Genomic DNA, 17731 nt, shown 5'->3' on the forward strand with positions numbered 1-17731 from the left:
AGGCCCGGAGCACCTTGCCAGCGCTCCGGGCCTTTTCGTCTGCTCAGCGGTCCGTACGGCGTCCCGGCTAGCGGGCCTCGCGCCGCAGTCCCGGCTTCAGCTCCTTGAAGCGGCCGAGGAGGCCATTGACGAAGGCCGGGGAGTCGTCCGTGGAGAACTCCTTGGCGAGCTGTACCGCTTCGTCGATCGCCACCGCGTCCGGTGTGTCGTCCACCCAGATCAGCTCGTAGGTGCCGAGCCGCACGATGCTGCGGTCGGCCGCCGGCATCCGGTCAAGTTCCCAGTCGATGGAGTAGGTGGAGATCAGCTCGTCGATGCGGCCGGTGTGCTCCGCATACCCCTCGACCAGCTCCAGGGTGTATTCGTTGACCGGCGGCTGCCGGGGGTCGGTCCGGGCGTGCCGCATCCAGTCCGCGAGCACGGACTGCACGTCGACGCCGCGCTGGTCGGCCTCGAAGAGGATCTGGAAGGCGCGCTTGCGGGCCTTGCTACGGGCAGCCACGGTTAGCTGGTCACCCGGCCGAGGTAGTCGCTCGTGCGGGTGTCGACCTTGATCTTCTCGCCCGTGGTGATGAAGAGCGGCACCTGGATCTGGTAGTCGGTCTCCAGGGTGGCGGGCTTGGTGCCACCGGTGGAGCGGTCGCCCTGGACGCCCGGCTCGGTCTCCTTGACGGTCAGCTCGACGGCGGCCGGCAGCTCGACGAAGAGCACCTCGCCCTCGTGCTGCGCGACGGTCGCCTCGAAGCCCTCGACGAGGAAGTTGGCGGCGTCGCCGACCGTCTTGCGGTCGATGTGCAGCTGGTCGTAGTCCTTCATGTCCATGAAGACGAAGTAGTCGCCGTCCATGTAGGAGAACTGCATGTCGCGCTTGTCGACGGTGGCCGTCTCGACCTTCACACCGGCGTTGAAGGTCTTGTCCACCACCTTGCCGGAGAGCACGTTCTTGAGCTTGGTGCGGACGAAGGCCGGGCCCTTGCCGGGCTTGACGTGCTGGAACTCGACGACGGACCAGAGCTGGCCGCCTTCGAGCTTGAGCACCATGCCGTTCTTGAGGTCGTTCGTGGATGCCACGGTTGCGGAATCTCCTGGACTGCAGGTGGTGGGACCACGAAGCCGGGCACCGAGCCGCTACGGCTCACAGTGCGAGCAGCTCCTTGGTCGTGATCGTGAGTAGCTCGGGCCCGCCGTCCGCCTCGGGACGGACGACGAGTGTGTCGTCGATCCGGACACCCCCGCGGCCCGGGAGGTGAACCCCCGGTTCGACGGTGACCGGCACGCAAGCGTCCAGTTTACCCATGGCGGCCGGTGACAACTGCGGGTCCTCGTCGATTTCGAGTCCCACCCCGTGCCCGGTCCAGGGCCCGAGCCGCTCACCGTAACCCGCGGCGACCAGCGTACGGCGGGTCACCTGGTCCACCTCGCGGCACTGCACACCCGGCGCCAGCGCCTCCCGGCCCGCCCGCTGCGCGGCGAACACCAGGTCGTAGAGGTCGATCTGCCAGTCGGCGGGCGTGGTGCCGATGACGAACGTCCGGCCGATCTCGCAGCGGTAACCGCGGTAATTGGCGCCCAGGTTGACGGACAGGAAGTCGCCCTCCTCGACCCGCCGGTCGGTGGGCAGATGTCCGGGGCGGCCGGAGTTCTGGCCGGTGGCGACGGAGGTGGGGAAGGCCGGTCCGTCGGCGCCGTGGTCGACGAGCCGGCGCTCCAGTTCGAGGGCCAGATGGCGTTCGGTGCGGCCCACCAGGATCGACTCCAGCAGTTCGCCCAGCGCCTGGTCGGTGATCTCGGCGGCGATGCGCAGACAGGCGATCTCGTCGTCGTCCTTGACCAGCCGCAGCGCCTCGACGGCACAGCCCAGGTCCGCCAGCCGCACCCGGGGCGCGACCTGGCCGAGCGCCCGGTGGCGGGCCACGGTCAGATGGTGCTCCTCGACGGCCAGGGTGTCCGCGCCGGACTTGGCGGCCAGATCGGCGCCCGCCACGACGGGGTCGCCGCCCCGGGTCGGCAGCACGGAGATCCGCACGTCCTCGGCGGGCCGCCCCTCGGACGGGTCGCCGCTCAGCGGCATGCCGCAGACCAGGACGTCATCGGCCGGGCCCAGCAGCAGGGCGGCGCCGGACGGGGCACAGCCCGTGAGGTAGCGGACATTGGCGGGGCGCGAGATCAGTGCGGCCGTGCTTCCGGCTCCGGCCACGCGGTCGCGCAGCCGCGTGCGTCGGACCGCGTACAACTCGGACATATCCCGAGAGTACGGCGGCACCGCCCGGACGGCCGGTCGAGGGCCGCCGCCCGGGGGACGTGCGGTGGCTACCAGCTGGGCGGGCTGGCGATGGAACGGGCGACCACATCGTCGAGCACGCGCACGGTCGTGGCGACGTCGTGCTGGGAGTTGTCGATGATCGGCAGCCCGGAGCCGTACCACCCGGCCATCCGGCCGTGGATGCGGGCCACCTCTTCGTCGGAGAGCCGGCGGTTGCCGCTGCGGCGGGCGTTGCGCTCCAGGACGATCTCCAGGCCCGGCAGCAGCACGATCGGCAGCAGGCCGGGGCCCACATGCCGCTTCCAGCCGCCGAGGCCGACGACCGGGCGGTCGGGGAAGACGGCGTCGTCGAGGATGCAGGAGATGCCGTTGGCCAGGAAGTTGCGGGCGGCGAAGCCGCAGGTCCGGCGGGCGAGGCGGTACTGCGCCTCGGAGTTGTCGTTCCAGCCCTGCTGCGGATCGGCGAAGCCCGCGCGGACCCATTCGCGCACGTCGTCGAGGCTGATGTGCGCGGTGGGCACCCGCCGGGTGTCGGCCCAGTGGCGGGCGACGCTGGTCTTGCCGGCGCCGGCCGGGCCGATCAGCAGGACCGCGACGGTGGCGTGCGCGGCGGCGTCGTGGGCGGCGGCGTCGGCCGGCGGGTCGGGCAGCGCCACCGGGGCGCCCGGGGGCAGCCGCAGATGGCCGGTGATGTCCGTGCTCTGCGGGGTGGGCGCCTCCTGGTACGGGGCGGGGCCGCCCCAGCCGGGCTGCTGCGCGCCGGGCTGCTGGGCCCCGGGCGCGGCGGGCTGGGGTGCGGCGGGCTGCTGCGGGGCAGGCGGTACGGGAGGTGCAGGGGGCGCGGGAGGCGGCGGTGGCGCCGCGGGGGCCGGCGGTGGGCTCGGCGGTATGGGCTGTCCGTGGTGGGGGGTCCAGTTCATGGTGGCCCCCGTGTCGGATGCCGGCCGGCGGGGCGGTGGCAGCGGAGCCCCCACTGCGTACTGCATCCGATGGATCTCCGTCTCGTGCGGTCGACGTATGCGGTGCTCCCCCAGCTCATGCGGGGTGGGGGTGCCCCCAGCGGTAGCCGTCGGCGTGGGTGGTGCCGAGGTGAACGGTACCCTCCCAACTGCCGGTGGGTGGAGGCTCTCTGGCGTCCGCCGCCCCCGGCGCTCACGGGGTGAACGGCCGAGGGCGGCGGGGAGTGCCCGGGAAGAAGGGCGTCAGCCGGTCAGTTCCTCGGCCAGGGCCCGCAGCGCGAGACGGTACGAGCCGATGCCGAAACCGGCCACCGTACCGCTGGCCACGGCCGCGATGACCGAATTGTGGCGGAACTCCTCGCGGGCGTACGGGTTCGAGATGTGCACCTCGATGAGCGGGGCGGTGCGCTGCGCGGCCGCGTCCCGCATGCCGTACGAATAGTGCGTGAAGGCACCGGGGTTGATGACGACCGGGAGCGAGGCGTCGGCGGCCTCGTGCAGCCAGCGGATCATCTCCCCCTCGTCGTTGGTCTCGCGGACCTCGACGTCAAAGCCCAGCTCCTTGCCGAGCGCGGTGCACTGCTCGACCAGGCCGGCGTAGGAGGTGGCACCGTAGACATCGGGCTCACGGGAGCCCAGGCGGCCGAGGTTGGGGCCGTTGAGGACGAGCACCGGCCGGTTCATGCCCATCCCTCGCTTCGCTCGGCCTGGCATTCGCCAGGGGTGCACCTCTTGATGGGTCTCTCGCTTCGCTCGTTCACTCGGCGATCTCCGCGTGGGCGGCGAGCAGCATGGCCGGGTCCGGGCCCTCCAGGACGGTGGGCTTGGCCAGGCCGTCCAGGACGATGAACCGCAGCCGGTCGCCGCGGGACTTCTTGTCGACCTTCATCGTTTCCAGCAGCTTGGGCCACTGGTCGCCGCGGTAGGTCAGCGGCAGTCCGACCGAGGCCAGGACGGCGCGGTGGCGGTCGGCGGTGGCGTCGTCCAGGCGGCCGGCGATCCGGCCGAGCTCGGCGGCGAAGACCATGCCGACCGAAACGGCCGCGCCGTGGCGCCAGTTGTAGCGCTCGTTCTTCTCGATGGCGTGCGCCAGGGTGTGCCCGTAGTTGAGGATCTCGCGCAGACCGGACTCCTTGAGGTCGGCGGAGACCACCTCGGCCTTGACCCGGATGGCACGCTCGATCAGCTCGGCGGTGTGCGCGCCGTCGGGGCGCTTGGCGCCCTCCGGGTCGGACTCGATCAGATCGAGAATGGCCGGATCCGCGATGAAACCGGCCTTGATGACCTCGGCCAGACCGGAGACGTAGTCGTGCACCGGAAGGGAGTCGAGGGCGGCCAGATCGCACAGCACCCCGGCCGGCGGGTGGAAGGCGCCGACGAGGTTCTTGCCCTCGGCGGTGTTGATACCGGTCTTGCCGCCGACGGCCGCGTCCACCATGCCGAGCACGGTGGTCGGCACGGCGATCCAGCGCACCCCGCGCAGCCAGGTGGCGGCCACGAACCCGGCGAGGTCCGTGGTGGCGCCGCCGCCGACGCCGACGATCACATCGGTGCGGGTGAAGCCGGTCTGGCCCAGCGCCTTCCAGCAGTACGCGGCGACCTCGGCGGTCTTGGACTCCTCGGCGTTCGGCAGCTGGATGGCGATCGCCTCGTAGCCCTGGGACGCGAGATCCTCGCGCAGCGCCTCACCGGTGGCGGCCAGCGCCTCCGGGTGCAGCACCGCGACCCGCTTGGCCGCGGTGCCGATCAGGCCGGGGAGTTCGCCGAGCAGCTGCCGCCCGACGAGCACCTCGTACGGGTCGGTGCCCGCCGTACCGCCCACCTGGATGCGGGTGGCCTGCTCCGTCATGCCTGTTCCTCCCTGTCGACAGGCTGCACCTGCCGTAGCTCCAACGCGTCCAGGATCGTCTCGACGACGTCCTGGGGGGTGCGCTCCCCGGTGTCGATCACGGCGCGGGCGACCTCGGTGTACAGCGGACGGCGGCGCTCCATCAGCTCGCGCCACTGCTTGCGCGGATTGACCGCCAGCAGCGGGCGGGGCGCGTCCAGGCCCACCCGCTTGACGGCGTCGGCGAGCTGGACGTCGAGGAAGACCACCGGCAGCCCCGCCAGCAGCTTGCGGGTGCCGTCGTCCATGATCGCGCCGCCGCCGAGGGAGAGCACACCGGGGTGACTGTCGAGCGCGGCCCGTACGGCCGTGCGCTCCAGCTCCCGGAAGTGCGGCTCGCCCTCGTCGACGAAGATCTCCGCGATCGGCTTGCCGGCCGTGGCGACGATGTCCGCGTCGGTGTCGCGGTAGCCCACGCCGAGCCGCGCGGCCAGCAGCGCACCCACCGTGGACTTGCCCGCACCGGGCGGGCCGATCAGGACGACGGCCGGCGAGGTCACTTGATCGCCAGGTTGTCGAGGAAACCGCGCACGTTGCGGCGGGTCTCGGCGACGCTGTCGCCGCCGAACTTCTCCACCACCGCGTCGGCCAGCACCAGGGCCACCATCGCCTCGGCGACGATGCCGGCCGCCGGCACCGCGCAGACGTCCGAGCGCTGGTGGTGCGCCTGGGCGGCCTCGCCGGTGGTCACATCGACCGTCGCCAGAGCCCGCGGCACCGTCGCGATCGGCTTCATCGCGGCGCGCACGCGCAGCAGTTCACCGGTGGTCAGCCCGCCCTCGGTGCCGCCGGAGCGACCGGAGGTGCGCTTGATGCCGTCCTCGGTGGCGACGATCTCGTCGTGCGCCTTGGAGCCGGGCACCCGGGCCAGGTCGAAACCGTCGCCGACCTCGACGCCCTTGATCGCCTGGATGCCCATCAGGGCGCCCGCCAGCCGCGCGTCCAGACGGCGGTCCCAGTGCACATGCGAGCCCAGACCCACCGGCACGCCGTACGCCAGCACCTCGACGACGCCGCCGAGGGTGTCGCCGTCCTTGTGGGCCTGATCGATCTCGGCCACCATCGCCTTGCTCGCATCGGCGTCCAGGCAGCGCACCGGGTCGGCGTCCAGCTTCTCGACGTCGGAGGGCTTGGGGTAGACGCCGTAGGGGGCCTTGGCCGCCGCCAGCTCCACCACATGCGAGACGATCTCGATACCGGCCGCCTCCTTGAGGAAGGAGCGGGCCACCGCGCCCAGGGCTACCCGGGCGGCCGTCTCGCGGGCGGAGGCGCGCTCCAGGATCGGTCGGGCCTCGTCGAAACCGTACTTCTGCATACCGGCGAGGTCGGCGTGACCGGGGCGGGGGCGGGTCAGCGGGGCGTTACGGGCCAGCTCGGCCAGCACCGCGGGGTCGACCGGATCGGCCGCCATGACCTGTTCCCACTTGGGCCACTCGGTGTTGCCGACCATCACGGCCACCGGCGAACCCAGCGACAGTCCGTGCCGGACTCCGCCGAGGAAGGTGACCTCGTCCCGCTCGAACTTCATCCGGGCACCGCGGCCATAGCCGAGCCGACGGCGCGCCAGCGCGTCCGCCACCAGATCGGTGGTGATCGGGACGCCGGCCGGAAGGCCCTCCAGCGTCGCCACCAGTGCGGGGCCGTGCGACTCCCCCGCCGTCAGCCAGCGCAACCTGCTCAACGGTGCTCCTCGTGTACTGCTCATCCGCGTACGGTCTCCCCCTGATCCTCCCACGTCACCCGGGCAGGGCGGCGCCCCGTCCAGGGAGCGGAACGGGCTGCCCGGGGGCTGGTCGGTGCGCGGCGGGGGCCGGCCGCCCGGTCGGCTCAGCGGCCGGCGAGGGCCGCCTCGCCGGCCCGGCGCATCGCGGCCAGCGGGGCCGGCGCGCGGCCGGTCATCTGCTCCACCTGGAGAACGGCCTGGTGGACCAGCAGGTCGAGCCCGCCGACCACCGCGCCGCCGCGGTCCGCCCAGGCGGCGGCCAGCGCGGTGGGCCAGGGCTCGTAGAGGACGTCGAAGAGGGTGCCGGGGCGGTCCGGCACGGCGGCGGCGAGATCGTCGGTGGCGCCCGCCGGGGTGGTGGCGACGGTCAGCGGCGCGTCGAACGCCTCGGCCGCGTCCTCCCAGGCGGCGGTGCGCACCGCGACGCCCAGCCGCTCGCCCCAGCCGCGCATCTCGTCGGCGCGGGCGGTGCTGCGGACGTACGCGGTGACCTCTCCGGTGCAGATACGCGAGAGCGCGGCCAGCGCGGAGGAGGCGGTGGCGCCGGCGCCCAGGATGGACGCCCGCTCGACCTGCTCCACCCCGCGCTCGGCCAGCGCCGCGAGCATGCCGGGAATGTCGGTGTTATCGCCGATGCGCCGTCCGTCGGCCGTGAAGACGACGGTGTTGACCGCCTCGACCGAGGACGCGGTGTCGGAGATCTCGTCCAGCAGCGGGATGATCGCGCGCTTCAGCGGCATGGTCAGGGAGAGCCCCGCCCATTCGGGCCCGAGTTTCCCGACGAATTCCGCCAGCGTCGCCTCGTCCACCTCGTGACGGCCGTATTCCCAGCCGCTCAGGCCGAGTTCGGCGTAGGCGGCGCGGTGCAGCACGGGGGAGAGGGAGTGCGCGATGGGGGATCCGAGGACCGCCGCCTTCTTCGTTACCGACACAGCCCTGCCTCAGTTCCCGCTCGGATGGTGCTCTTGCTGCCACTTCTTGCGCGCCGCAACAAGTTTTTCGTGCTCGGCGAAAGTCGTGGCGAAATCAGTTTTCTTGTCGTCTATGGAGACGAAGTAGAGCCACCTCTTGGTGGTGTCCGGATTGACCGTCGCCTTCAGCGCCTCGACACCCGGGTTGCCGATCGGGCCGGGCGGCAGCCCCCGGTAGAGATAGGTGTTGTAGGGGTCCTTGGCGTTGTTGATCTCGTGCGAGCCGATATTGGCCTTGCTCTGGTTCGTCAGGTAGTTGTACGTCGAGTCGAACTGGAGCTTCTGGTTGGTGTCGGTGTTGCTCGGGGAAAGCCGGTTGTAGACGACAGCGGCCATCTTCCGGAAGTCGTCATGGGTCATACCCTCGGCCTGGGTAAGGCTGGCGACGGTGATGACCTGCAACGGAGACTTCAGATGGAACTTCCGGGCCTCCGCCTCCAAGTCGTACTTGCCATACGCCTGGGTGGCCCGTCCCACCATCTGCTTGAGGACGTCCACCGGTTTCGTGTTCCCGCCCACGCTGTACGTCGACGGGAAGAGAAAGCCCTCCAGCGGATCCTTGATCTGCGGCGAGTCATTCGCCCAGGACGGCAGCCCGAGTTCCTTGAGGTGACTGAGGGCGTCCTTCTTGGTGGTGCCGGCCTTGAGCTTGAGCTTCTGGTCGATGAGCGAATAGACCGCACGGGCCCGCAACCCCTCGCGCACCGTCAGGCCGTTGCGGCTCTTGGGGTCCAGCATCAGGTCCATGGCCGCGGCCGCCGACATGTGCATGCGCAGCGAATACGTACCGGGCTGGAGGGACCTCGACTTCTTGTCGTCGGCGGACGCCGCCTGCGTGAAGGCACCGGCGCTCTTGATCACGCCCTTTTTCGCGAGGATCTGTCCCATATCCGAAATCAGCGAACCGTCCGGAATATCGACCTCCACGGCGCCGGAGCCCTCGCCCGCATAGTCGGGCGCCGATCCGAAATGGGCCATGAAGAAGTCGTAGCCGAAATAGCCGACGGCACCGACCGCACCGGCGAAGACCAGCGCCGCGACCAGGCACGTGGCCTTGCTGCGCCGCTTTTTCTCCTTCTTGCCCTTGCCGCGCCGCTCGCGGCCGCCGCGCTCGTCCGGCTCGTCGTCGTAGTCGTCGTCCTCACGGTCGTCCGCGAAGAACGAGTGCTCCGGCTCCGGCTTCCGCCGCGGCTCCGGCTCCGCCCGCCAGTCGTCGCCCGCGGCCTCCTCGTACGGCGCTTCGACATGCTGCTCGTACGGCGCCCCGGCGTGCTGCTCGTACTGCTGCGGCGCGTACTCCTGCGCGGCGTACTGCTGCGGCGGGTACTGCTGCTGATGCGGCACCTGCTGGTGCTGCGGATGCGCCGCAGCCTGCTGCCGGTAGGGGTCCGGCGCGTGATAGGGGTCCTGTGCCTGGTAGGGGTCCTGCGGGCCGTTTCCGTAGGCGGGGCGGCCCGCACCGCCGTACGGATCGGCCGGCGCCTGCTGGGCATACGGGTCATAGGGGTCGTACGGCAGCTGCCCGCCCTGTGAGCCGTCCCAGCCGCCGTGGCCGCCCTGGCTCCCGTGTCCCCCCTGGTGCTGCTGCTGGGGGTACGGGACGGACTGCTGCCCGTCCCACTGGGGCTGCTGTGCCTGGCCCCCGTAGGAACCCTGGTCTCCGTAGAGCGGGTCCTCGGGATGCCACGGTTCGGAGCCGTAGCCCCGGCCATACTCGGTCATCGATCCCCTAGAGCCGAGAGGCGGTGCGCTCCGGCCCGGCAGCGCGACTGCGGTGTACCGATCCGCCTCTACTTGCACGCGCGGCTGTTCGAACCGGCGCCACATCGCGCGGAACGTTACCGTATCGCGATCAGATGACCACTTCGACGCTCTCCCCCGGAGGCTGTCCGGAGGTCCTTTCGGTTTCCAGCGCGCTCTGGAGGATGACCACCGCGGCGGCCTGATCGACCACCTTACGGCCCTTCTTGCTCCGCACTCCGGAGGCCCGCAGGCCGTGGGTCGCGGTGACCGTCGACATCCGCTCGTCGACCAGCCGAACCCCTACGGGGGCGATGTTCCGCGCCAACTCCTGGGCAAAGGCCCGGACCTTGGCCGCGGCCGGCCCCTCTCCCCCGCTGAGGGAGCGGGGCAGGCCGACCACGACCTCCAGCGGCTCGTACTCGTCGACAATCGCCTTGAGCCGGCGGTGTGCTGACGGTACGTCACGTCCCGGTACGGTCTCGACCGGGGTGGCGAGGACCCCGTCGGGGTCGCACGAGGCGACCCCGATACGGGCATCCCCGACATCCACGGCGAGACGCCGGCCGCGTCGCATCTCACTCACGCGCGTCAGGCCGCCTCGGCGACCAGGCGCTCGACGGCCTCGAGGGCCTCGGGCACGGCGGCCGGGTTCTGGCCGCCGCCCTGGGCGACGTCCGGCTTGCCGCCGCCTCCGCCGCCGAGCGTCTTGGCGGCCGTACGGACCAGGTCACCGGCCTTGATACCGCGCTCGCGGGCGGCCTCGTTGGTGGCGATCACCGTCACCGGGCGGCCGTTGGCGACCGAGAAGAGGGCCACGACGGCGGGGCGGCCGCCCTGGATGCGGCCACGGACGTCGAGGACGAGCTTGCGCAGGTCGTCGGCGGAGGTGCCGTCGGGGACCTGGCCGCAGGCCAGGGCCACTCCGCGCACGTCCTTGGCGCCCTCGGCGAGCCCCGCGGCGGCCTGGAGCACCTTCTCGGCGCGGAACTTCTCGATCTCCTTCTCGGCGTCCTTCAGCTTGGCCAGGACGCCCGAGATCTTCTCGGGCAGCTCCTCCGGACGGCCCTTGACCAGCTCGGTCAGCTGCGAGACGACGGTGTGCTCGCGGGCCAGGAAGCGGTAGGCGTCCACGCCGACCAGCGCCTCGACGCGGCGGACACCGGAGCCGATGGAGGACTCGCCGAGCAGCTTGACCAGCCCCAGCTGGGCGGTGTTGTGGACGTGGGTGCCGCCGCACAGCTCCTTGGAGAAGTCGCCGATGGTGACCACCCGCACCCGGTCGCCGTACTTCTCGCCGAACTCGGCGATGGCGCCCTGCTTCTTGGCGTCCTCCATGCTCATGACCTCGGCATGGACGTCGAGCTCACGGGCAAGGACGTCGTTGATCTTCTGCTCGACGTCGGTGAGGACCGAGCCGGGCACGGCGGTCGGCGAACCGAAGTCGAAGCGGAAGCGGCCCGGGGAGTTCTCCGAACCGGCCTGGGCGGCCGTCGGCCCCAGGGCGTCGCGCAGCGCCTGGTGGGTGAGGTGGGTGGCGCTGTGGGCGCGGGCGATGGCGCGGCGGCGGCTGACGTCGATGGTGGCGTACGCGGTCGAGCCGAGCACCACCTCGCCGACCTGGACGACGCCCTTGTGGACCGTGACGCCGGGCACCGGCTGCTGGACGTCGCGAACCTCGACGACGGCGCCGGACTCCAGCTTGATCCGGCCGGTGTCGGCGAGCTGGCCGCCGCCCTCGGCGTAGAACGGGGTGCGGTCCAGGACCACCTCGACCTCGTCGCCCTCGTGGGCGGCGGGCGCCGAGGCACCGTTGACCAGCAGGCCGACGACGGTGGACTCGCCCTCGGTGGCGCTGTATCCGGTGAACTCGGTGGCACCCGAGCGGTCGGCGACCTCGCGGTAGGCGGACAGGTTGGCGTGGCCGCTCTTCTTGGCCTGGGCGTCGGCCTTGGCGCGCTCCCGCTGCTCGGTCATCAGGCGGCGGAAGCCCGACTCGTCCACCGACAGGCCCTGCTCGGCGGCCATTTCGAGGGTGAGGTCGATCGGGAAGCCCCAGGTGTCGTGGAGCAGGAACGCCTTGTCGCCGGCCAGGACCGTGCCGCCGGCGGACTTGGTCTCCGTGACGGCGGTGTCGAGGATGTTGGTGCCGGCCTTCAGCGTCTTGAGGAAGGCGGCCTCCTCGGCCAGGGCGACCGTCTCGATGCGGCGGCGGTCCTGAAGCAGCTCCGGGTACTGCTGGCCCATCGTCTTGATGACGACGTCCAGCAGCTCGCCGACGACCATGCCCCTGGCGCCGAGCAGGCGCATGTTGCGGATGGCGCGGCGCATGATGCGGCGCAGGACGTAGCCGCGGCCCTCGTTGCCGGGGGTGACGCCGTCGCCGATGAGCATCGTGGACGTGCGCAGGTGGTCGGCGACGACGCGCAGCGAGACGTCGGAGTCGTGCGAGTCGCCGTAGCGGACGCCGGTGAGCTCGGTGGCCTTGTCGATGACGACGCGCAGGGTGTCCGTCTCGTACATGTTGGGGACGTCCTGCAGGATCATCGCCAGGCGCTCGAGGCCGAGGCCGGTGTCGATGTTCTTGCTGGGCAGCTCGCCGAGGATCTCGAAGTCCTCCTTGCCGGTGCCCGCGCCGCGCTCGTACTGCATGAAGACCAGGTTCCAGATCTCCACGTACCGCTCGTCGTTGACGGCCGGGCCGCCCTCGACGCCGAACTCCGGGCCGCGGTCGTAGTTGATCTCGGAGCACGGGCCGCAGGGGCCCGGGACGCCCATGGACCAGTAGTTCTCCTTCTTGCCCAGGCGCTGGATGCGCTCCTTGGGCACGCCGACGACCTCGTGCCAGATGCGCTCGGCCTCGTCGTCGTCGAGGTAGACGGTGATCCAGAGCTTCTCCGGGTCGAGGCCGTAGCCGCCGTCGGCCTGCGAGCCGGTCAGCAGCTCCCAGGCGTACGTGATGGCGCCTTCCTTGAAGTAGTCGCCGAAGGAGAAGTTGCCGCACATCTGGAAGAACGTGCCGTGCCGGGTGGTCTTGCCGACCTCTTCGATGTCCGGCGTGCGCACGCACTTCTGGACGCTGGTGGCGCACGGCGCGGGCGGCTTGACCTCGCCGAGGAAGTACGGCTTGAAGGGGACCATGCCCGCGTTGACGAGCAGCAGCGTCGGGTCGTCCGCGATGAGCGACGCCGACGGCACGACGGTGTGCCCACGCTCTTCGAAGAAGCGCAGCCAGCGGCGGCGGATTTCAGCCGACTCCATCAGTGGTCCTCATTTCCAGTCGGTCCGGTCAGCCCCGGGCGGCCCGGGGTTCTCGTGGTTCGGTACGGCGTTTCGAGCGCCGCGTGGGAGCGCGGCGCAGGCAGCTCGGCGACCTCGCCGGTGGGGCGAAGGCCGAGCGCGTCGTTCAGCTGCTCTTCACGGTCCGCCATTCCCGCGCGTACGTCCAATGCAAATTGGCGCAGCCGGTGTCCGGTCTCGACGGCCTTGTCCGCGGCCTGTGCGGCGAGGCTGTCGGGCTGCAGCTTGCGCAGCTTTTGGTGGACCTTGGTGGTGGCCCAGACCCCGGCGGCGGCGCCGGTGGTGAACCAGAATGCGCGGCGGAACATCGCGTGATCAGTCCTTGGAGCGGCGGTTGCGGCGCCCGCGGCGGGCGCCGGGCAGGGAGGTGCCGACGACGACGGTGCGCTTCGGCTCGGGTGCGGCCTTCTTGCCGATCGCGCGGCGCACTCCGTAGCCGAACGCCGCGACCTTGACCAGCGGTCCGCCGAAGGCGGAGGAGACGGTCGAGGAGAGCGCGGAGGCGTTGGCGGTGACCTCCTGGACGTCGGCGGCGATGGCGTCGACGCGGGCCAGCTGGGTGTGCGCGGAGCGGACCGTCGCGGACGCGTCGGCCAGCAGCGGTACGGCCTTGTCGGAGATCTCGGTCACCATCTTGGTGGCCGCTTTGAGGGTCCCCGCCAGTCTCGCCAGGGCAACGGCGAGGAAGGACACAAGGATCGCCCAGAAGACGGCCACGAGGATCCCGGCCACCTCTCCACCGGACACGCTGGCACCACTCTCCGACTGCTTGGGGCTGGCTCTCGACCTGCTCGGCTCGTCCCGCTCGGCGTATCCCGCCCGAGAGGCACCCTTGACCTTATCGCGCCGTGACACTCCGTCCGTACCCCGTACCTGGGCAACGCCCGGCACAGACACGCCCGCCGCCTCCCCCTCCGCGAACGGCGGTGGGGAGACGGCGGGCTGAGCGTGTCGCTGCGGCTGGGCCGTGGCTCAGCGGGCGTAGTACTCGACGACGAGCTGCTCGTCGCAGATCACCGGGATCTCCTTGCGGTTGGGGTCCCGGTCGAGGCGGAACGCCAGCGCCTGGAGGTTGACCTCCAGGTAGCGCGGGGTCTCGCCGTCGGGCGCGTAGCCACCCTCGCGCGCGACCAGGAAGGGGTGCTTCTCGCGGCTGCGCTCGCGGACCATCACGACGTCGCCGGGGCGGACGCGGAAGGACGGCTTGTCGACCTTGCGGTCGTTGACCGCGATGTGGCCGTGCACGACCATCTGGCGGGCCTGGTAGATCGTACGGGCCATGCCCGAGCGCAGGACGAGCGCGTCCAGACGCCGCTCGAGCTCGACGACCAGGGCCTCGCCGGTCTTGCCCTCGGCCTTGCGGGCGCGGTCGTAGGCGCGCACCATCTGGCGCTCGCTGATGTCGTACTGGGCGCGCAGGCGCTGCTTCTCCAGCAGCCGGACCTTGTAGTCACTGCTCTGCTTGCGGCCGCGGCCGTGCTCGCCGGGCGGGTAGGGGCGGGCCTCGAAGTACTTGACGGCCTTCGGGGTCAGCGCGATGCCGAGCGCGCGTGACTTCTTGACCTTGGGACGCGACTGGTTCACGTGGAACGGACCTCCGTGTAAGTTAGGTGAGGCTTACCTTAGCGCGAGGAGAACGCATGTTTCGACCTGGGATCCCCCTGCCCGGCGCAGAACGCACCGAGGCGGGTCAGCCGCGTCCCGTGGAAGACGCCCAGCGGCCCACTGCCGCCGAACGCGTACGAACCCTCGTCGAGTCCCATGGTATGGCGTCCCTGAGCATCCCAGGAGTCGAGGAATCCGACGGGACGGGGCTGTCCGACCCGGTCTGCCGCACCGTGACGGCCGACGGAGACGTGCTGTTGCTGGTTCCGGGCGACTCGGCGGCGGCCCGGGCGGCCGCCCACGCCCAGGACGACGACTGTGCGGCCGTGATGGAGATCACCGATGTGGCACCGGTATCCGTGCCCCATCGCATCCGCGGCCGCGCCTGGGTGGCCGGCTGGCTGACGCCCGTGCGGGGTGCGCAGCGCGCCGAGGCGGCCCGGCTGCTCGCCGAGCGGCACCCCGTGGGCGAGCTGCTCGGCATCGGCGAGGCCCTCCAGCCCGACCCGGCGCCGGGGCTCTACGGGCGGCCCGCCTGGATGCTGCTGCGCCTGGAGGTCGGCGAGGGGGCAGTGGACGACCTGTGGGGCGCCGAGCCCTTCGAGCCCGACGAGTTCGCCGCCGCGGCACCCGACCCGCTGGTCGAGCACGAGGCCGAACTGCTCCAGCATCTGCACTCCGCCCACAGCGACCAGGTCCAGGGCCTGTGCGCCCTGCTCGACGGCCGCTCCCCGGCCTGCGGTCTGGCCGCCCGCGCCGTCCCCGTGGCGCTGGACCGCTTCGGGCTGCGCGTCCGGTTCATCGGCGGGTCCGGGGGGCGTCCCCCGGCGGACGGCGGCACCGACGCCGGACGGCACGCCTTCGACGCCCGCTTCGACTTCCCCGAGTCGGTGCGCTCCGTGGCCGAGCTGCGCCGGGCCATGCACACCCTGTTCGAGGCGGCCGCGCAGTAGGGGGCCGCGCGGTCGTCGGGCCCCGGCCGGACTACTCGCCGCCCCCGGGCTCCCCCGGGGTGCCCTTCAGACGGGCCCGGACGCGCTCGGCGACCTCGGCGTAACGGGCCTCCGCGCCATGGCGGGTGGGGGTGTAGTACCGCTTGCCGTGGACCTCGTCGGGGGCGTACTGCTGGGCGGCGATACCGCCGGGCAGATCGTGCGGGTACTGATAGCCCTGGCCGTGGCCGAGCTTCTGTGCGCCCTGGTAGTGGCTGTCGCGCAGATGGGGCGGCACCGCGCCGGCGTGGCCCGCGCGGACGTCCGCCAGGGCGGCGTCGATCGCCAGATACGCGGCGTTCGACTTGGGGGCCAGGGCCAGCGCGATGGTGGCCTGGCTGAGCGTGATCCGCGCCTCGGGGAAGCCGATCATGGCCACGGCCTGGGCGGCGGCGACGGCGGTCGGCAGGGCCGTCGGATCGGCCAGCCCGATGTCCTCGCTCGCGGAGATCATCAGTCGGCGGGCGATGAACCGGGGGTCCTCACCGGCCTCGATCATGCGGGCCAGATAGTGCAGGGCCGCGTCCACATCGGAACCGCGGATGGACTTGATCAGCGCGCTGGCGACGTCGTAGTGCTGATCGCCGGCCCGGTCGTACTTCACCGCCGCCCGGTCGACGGACTCCTCCAGCGTCTGGAGCGTGATCTCCTGCTCGCCCTTGGCTATCGCGGACCCGGCCCCGGCCTCCAGGGCCGTCAGCGCCCGCCGGGCGTCGCCGCCCGCGATCCGCAGCAGATGCGCCTCGGTGTCCGCGGGCAGGGTGACGGCGCCGGCCAGCCCCCGCTCGTCGGTCAGCGCGCGGTGCAGCAGCCCGCGCAGATCCTCGTCCGTCAGCGGTTCGAGGGTCAGCAGGAGGGAGCGGGAGAGGAGGGGGGAGATCACGGAGAAGTAGGGGTTCTCGGTGGTCGCGGCGATCAGGGTGACCCAGCGGTTCTCGACGGCCGGCAGCAGCGAGTCCTGCTGGGCCTTGCTGAAGCGGTGGATCTCGTCCAGGAACAGGACGGTCTCCCTGCCGAAGCCGCCGGACGCGCGGCGGGCGCCGTCGATGACCGCGCGCACCTCCTTGACCCCGGCCGTGATCGCGGAGAGCTCCACGAAGCGCTTGTTGGTCGCCTGGCTGACGACATACGCGAGGGTGGTCTTGCCGATGCCGGGCGGGCCCCAGAGGAAGACGGACGACGGGCCCGCCGGTCCTCCCTGCCCCTCCCCCACCAGCCGCCGCAGCGGCGATCCCGGTTTGAGCAGATGCTGCTGCCCCACCACCTCGTCGAGCGTGCGCGGACGCATCCGTACGGCGAGCGGGGACCCCGCGGGGTCCTTCTCCTGACGGTCTTCGGCGGCGGCGGTGAACAGGTCGGGCTCCACGTCGACGAGCCTATGCCACCCCACTGACAACGCCCCGGCCGTCCAGGGGGACGGGCCGGGGCGCGAGAGTCACGGGCGCGGCGAGACGCTAGAGCAGGGTGCTCCAGTACGTCGACCACCACTTGGTGAGGATCAGCAGCGCGATCACGCCGTACCAGAGCACCGGCACGACCCAGTGGAACTCCACCACGGTCCGGCGCAGCCCGTCGGGGGCCGGGATGATGCGGTGCTTGAGGTTGTGCACGGTGGTGTACCAGAACATCAGGATGGTGACGCACCAGGTCAGCGTGCACCACAGGCACAGCGAGTTGATCACGTAAAGCGACTGGGACATCAGCCACATGCAGAACACCGTGGCGAGCAGGGTGCCGATGTTCAGCCCGATCCAGTACCAGCGGCGGAAGCGGGCGCCGGCCAGCAGGCCCATGCCGATGGCCATCACCACGCCGAAGCCGACCAGGCCGGCCATCGGGTTGGGGAAGCCGAAGACGTTCGCCTGCGGGCTCTTCATGACATTGCCGCAGGAAATGATCGGGTTGAGGCTGCACGCCGGCTGGAAGTTCGGGTTCTTGAGCAGCTCGAACTTGTCCAGGGTGATGACCCACGCCGCCAGGAGACCCAGCGCGCTGGTGATCACCAGGAGCAGGGCGTAGCCGCGGCCCGATCCGATGGTGCCCGCGTCGCCGGCGGGCCGGTCGTCGGTGGACACGTCGTCAGCCGCTGTCATCGTCATATCGCCGTTCCGTCGGTCGCTGGGCAGAGGGGCCGGGCGGGCCCGCGAGGCCGCGGGCGCGCCGTTCATTCTGCCTCAACTCGCCGACGGGCCACCGTTCGCTGTGCATAAAGAGCGGTGCAGAAACGGGCGGCGCCCGGACCGTGTGAATCCGCGCGCCGCCCGTTGACAACCCCGGCCGCTGCCGGCCC

At 71.4% G+C, this 17731-nt stretch carries 18 protein-coding genes; 1 reads left to right on the forward strand and 17 read right to left on the reverse strand.

Annotated features, from left to right (window positions below):
• Positions 1-67: 67 nt before the first annotated feature.
• From nusB to rpsD, 15 genes are all read right to left on the reverse strand, one after another.
• Positions 68-502 carry a transcription antitermination factor NusB gene (gene nusB, locus B1H19_RS09430; RefSeq protein WP_083104167.1) on the reverse strand — a complete coding sequence of 145 codons (435 nt, stop codon included), beginning with the start codon at positions 500-502 and terminating at the stop codon, positions 68-70.
• A 2-nt stretch (positions 503-504) separates the two neighbouring features.
• Positions 505-1071 carry an elongation factor P gene (gene efp / locus B1H19_RS09435; RefSeq protein WP_083104168.1) on the reverse strand — a complete coding sequence of 189 codons (567 nt, stop codon included), beginning with the start codon at positions 1069-1071 and terminating at the stop codon, positions 505-507.
• 64 nt (positions 1072-1135) lie between these two features.
• Positions 1136-2242: an aminopeptidase P family protein gene (locus B1H19_RS09440; RefSeq protein WP_083104169.1), complete on the reverse strand. Its 1107-nt coding sequence runs from the start codon at positions 2240-2242 to the stop codon at positions 1136-1138.
• Positions 2243-2310: 68 nt separating this feature from the next.
• A complete protein-coding gene (locus B1H19_RS09445) occupies positions 2311-3249 on the reverse strand; it encodes a Pro-rich N-terminal domain-containing protein (protein ID WP_083104170.1) in 939 nt (312 codons plus the stop codon).
• 216 nt (positions 3250-3465) lie between these two features.
• Positions 3466-3906 carry a type II 3-dehydroquinate dehydratase gene (gene aroQ / locus B1H19_RS09450; protein ID WP_083109515.1) on the reverse strand — a complete coding sequence of 147 codons (441 nt, stop codon included), beginning with the start codon at positions 3904-3906 and terminating at the stop codon, positions 3466-3468.
• A gap of 73 nt (positions 3907-3979) precedes the next feature.
• Positions 3980-5071 (reverse strand): 3-dehydroquinate synthase, encoded by a 1092-nt coding sequence (gene aroB, locus B1H19_RS09455; protein WP_083104171.1) that lies wholly within the window; start codon positions 5069-5071, stop codon positions 3980-3982.
• Complete coding sequence (locus B1H19_RS09460) at positions 5068-5610, reverse strand: shikimate kinase (protein ID WP_083104172.1); 543 nt, start codon at positions 5608-5610, stop codon at positions 5068-5070. The genes aroB and B1H19_RS09460 overlap by 4 nt, the downstream gene beginning before the upstream one ends.
• Positions 5607-6791 carry a chorismate synthase gene (gene aroC, locus B1H19_RS09465; protein ID WP_083104173.1) on the reverse strand — a complete coding sequence of 395 codons (1185 nt, stop codon included), beginning with the start codon at positions 6789-6791 and terminating at the stop codon, positions 5607-5609. The genes B1H19_RS09460 and aroC overlap by 4 nt, the downstream gene beginning before the upstream one ends.
• Positions 6792-6937: 146 nt before the next feature.
• Positions 6938-7765 carry a shikimate dehydrogenase gene (locus tag B1H19_RS09470; protein WP_083104174.1) on the reverse strand — a complete coding sequence of 276 codons (828 nt, stop codon included), beginning with the start codon at positions 7763-7765 and terminating at the stop codon, positions 6938-6940.
• A gap of 9 nt (positions 7766-7774) precedes the next feature.
• Positions 7775-9526, reverse strand: coding sequence for an endolytic transglycosylase MltG (gene mltG, locus B1H19_RS09475; RefSeq protein ID WP_083104175.1), 1752 nt, complete (start codon positions 9524-9526; stop codon positions 7775-7777).
• Between the two features lie 130 nt (positions 9527-9656).
• A complete protein-coding gene (gene ruvX / locus B1H19_RS09480; RefSeq protein ID WP_083104176.1) occupies positions 9657-10121 on the reverse strand; it encodes a Holliday junction resolvase RuvX in 465 nt (154 codons plus the stop codon).
• A gap of 14 nt (positions 10122-10135) precedes the next feature.
• Positions 10136-12805, reverse strand: coding sequence for an alanine--tRNA ligase (alaS, locus tag B1H19_RS09485; RefSeq protein WP_083104177.1), 2670 nt, complete (start codon positions 12803-12805; stop codon positions 10136-10138).
• Positions 12805-13152, reverse strand: a complete 348-nt coding sequence (locus B1H19_RS09490) for a DUF6167 family protein (RefSeq protein ID WP_083104178.1) — start codon at positions 13150-13152, stop codon at positions 12805-12807. Before B1H19_RS09490 ends, alaS begins: the two co-directional genes overlap by 1 nt.
• A gap of 7 nt (positions 13153-13159) precedes the next feature.
• Complete coding sequence (locus tag B1H19_RS09495) at positions 13160-13591, reverse strand: DUF948 domain-containing protein (protein ID WP_237289240.1); 432 nt, start codon at positions 13589-13591, stop codon at positions 13160-13162.
• Positions 13592-13816: 225 nt separating this feature from the next.
• A complete protein-coding gene (rpsD, locus tag B1H19_RS09500; protein ID WP_083104180.1) occupies positions 13817-14428 on the reverse strand; it encodes a 30S ribosomal protein S4 in 612 nt (203 codons plus the stop codon).
• 182 nt (positions 14429-14610) lie between these two features.
• Here rpsD and B1H19_RS09505 point away from each other — a divergent pair, with 182 nt between their 5' ends.
• Complete coding sequence (locus tag B1H19_RS09505) at positions 14611-15402, forward strand: DUF2470 domain-containing protein (RefSeq protein ID WP_083104181.1); 792 nt, start codon at positions 14611-14613, stop codon at positions 15400-15402.
• A 31-nt stretch (positions 15403-15433) separates the two neighbouring features.
• Here B1H19_RS09505 and B1H19_RS09510 read toward each other — a convergent pair whose 3' ends face one another.
• Complete coding sequence (locus tag B1H19_RS09510; RefSeq protein WP_083104182.1) at positions 15434-16807, reverse strand: replication-associated recombination protein A; 1374 nt, start codon at positions 16805-16807, stop codon at positions 15434-15436.
• Between the two features lie 88 nt (positions 16808-16895).
• On the reverse strand, positions 16896-17540 hold the full coding sequence (locus B1H19_RS09515) for a vitamin K epoxide reductase family protein (RefSeq protein WP_083104183.1): 645 nt from the start codon (positions 17538-17540) through the stop codon (positions 16896-16898).
• Positions 17541-17731: the final 191 nt, after the last annotated feature.

The organism is Streptomyces gilvosporeus (genome assembly GCF_002082195.1).
Classification (GTDB): domain Bacteria; phylum Actinomycetota; class Actinomycetes; order Streptomycetales; family Streptomycetaceae; genus Streptomyces; species Streptomyces gilvosporeus.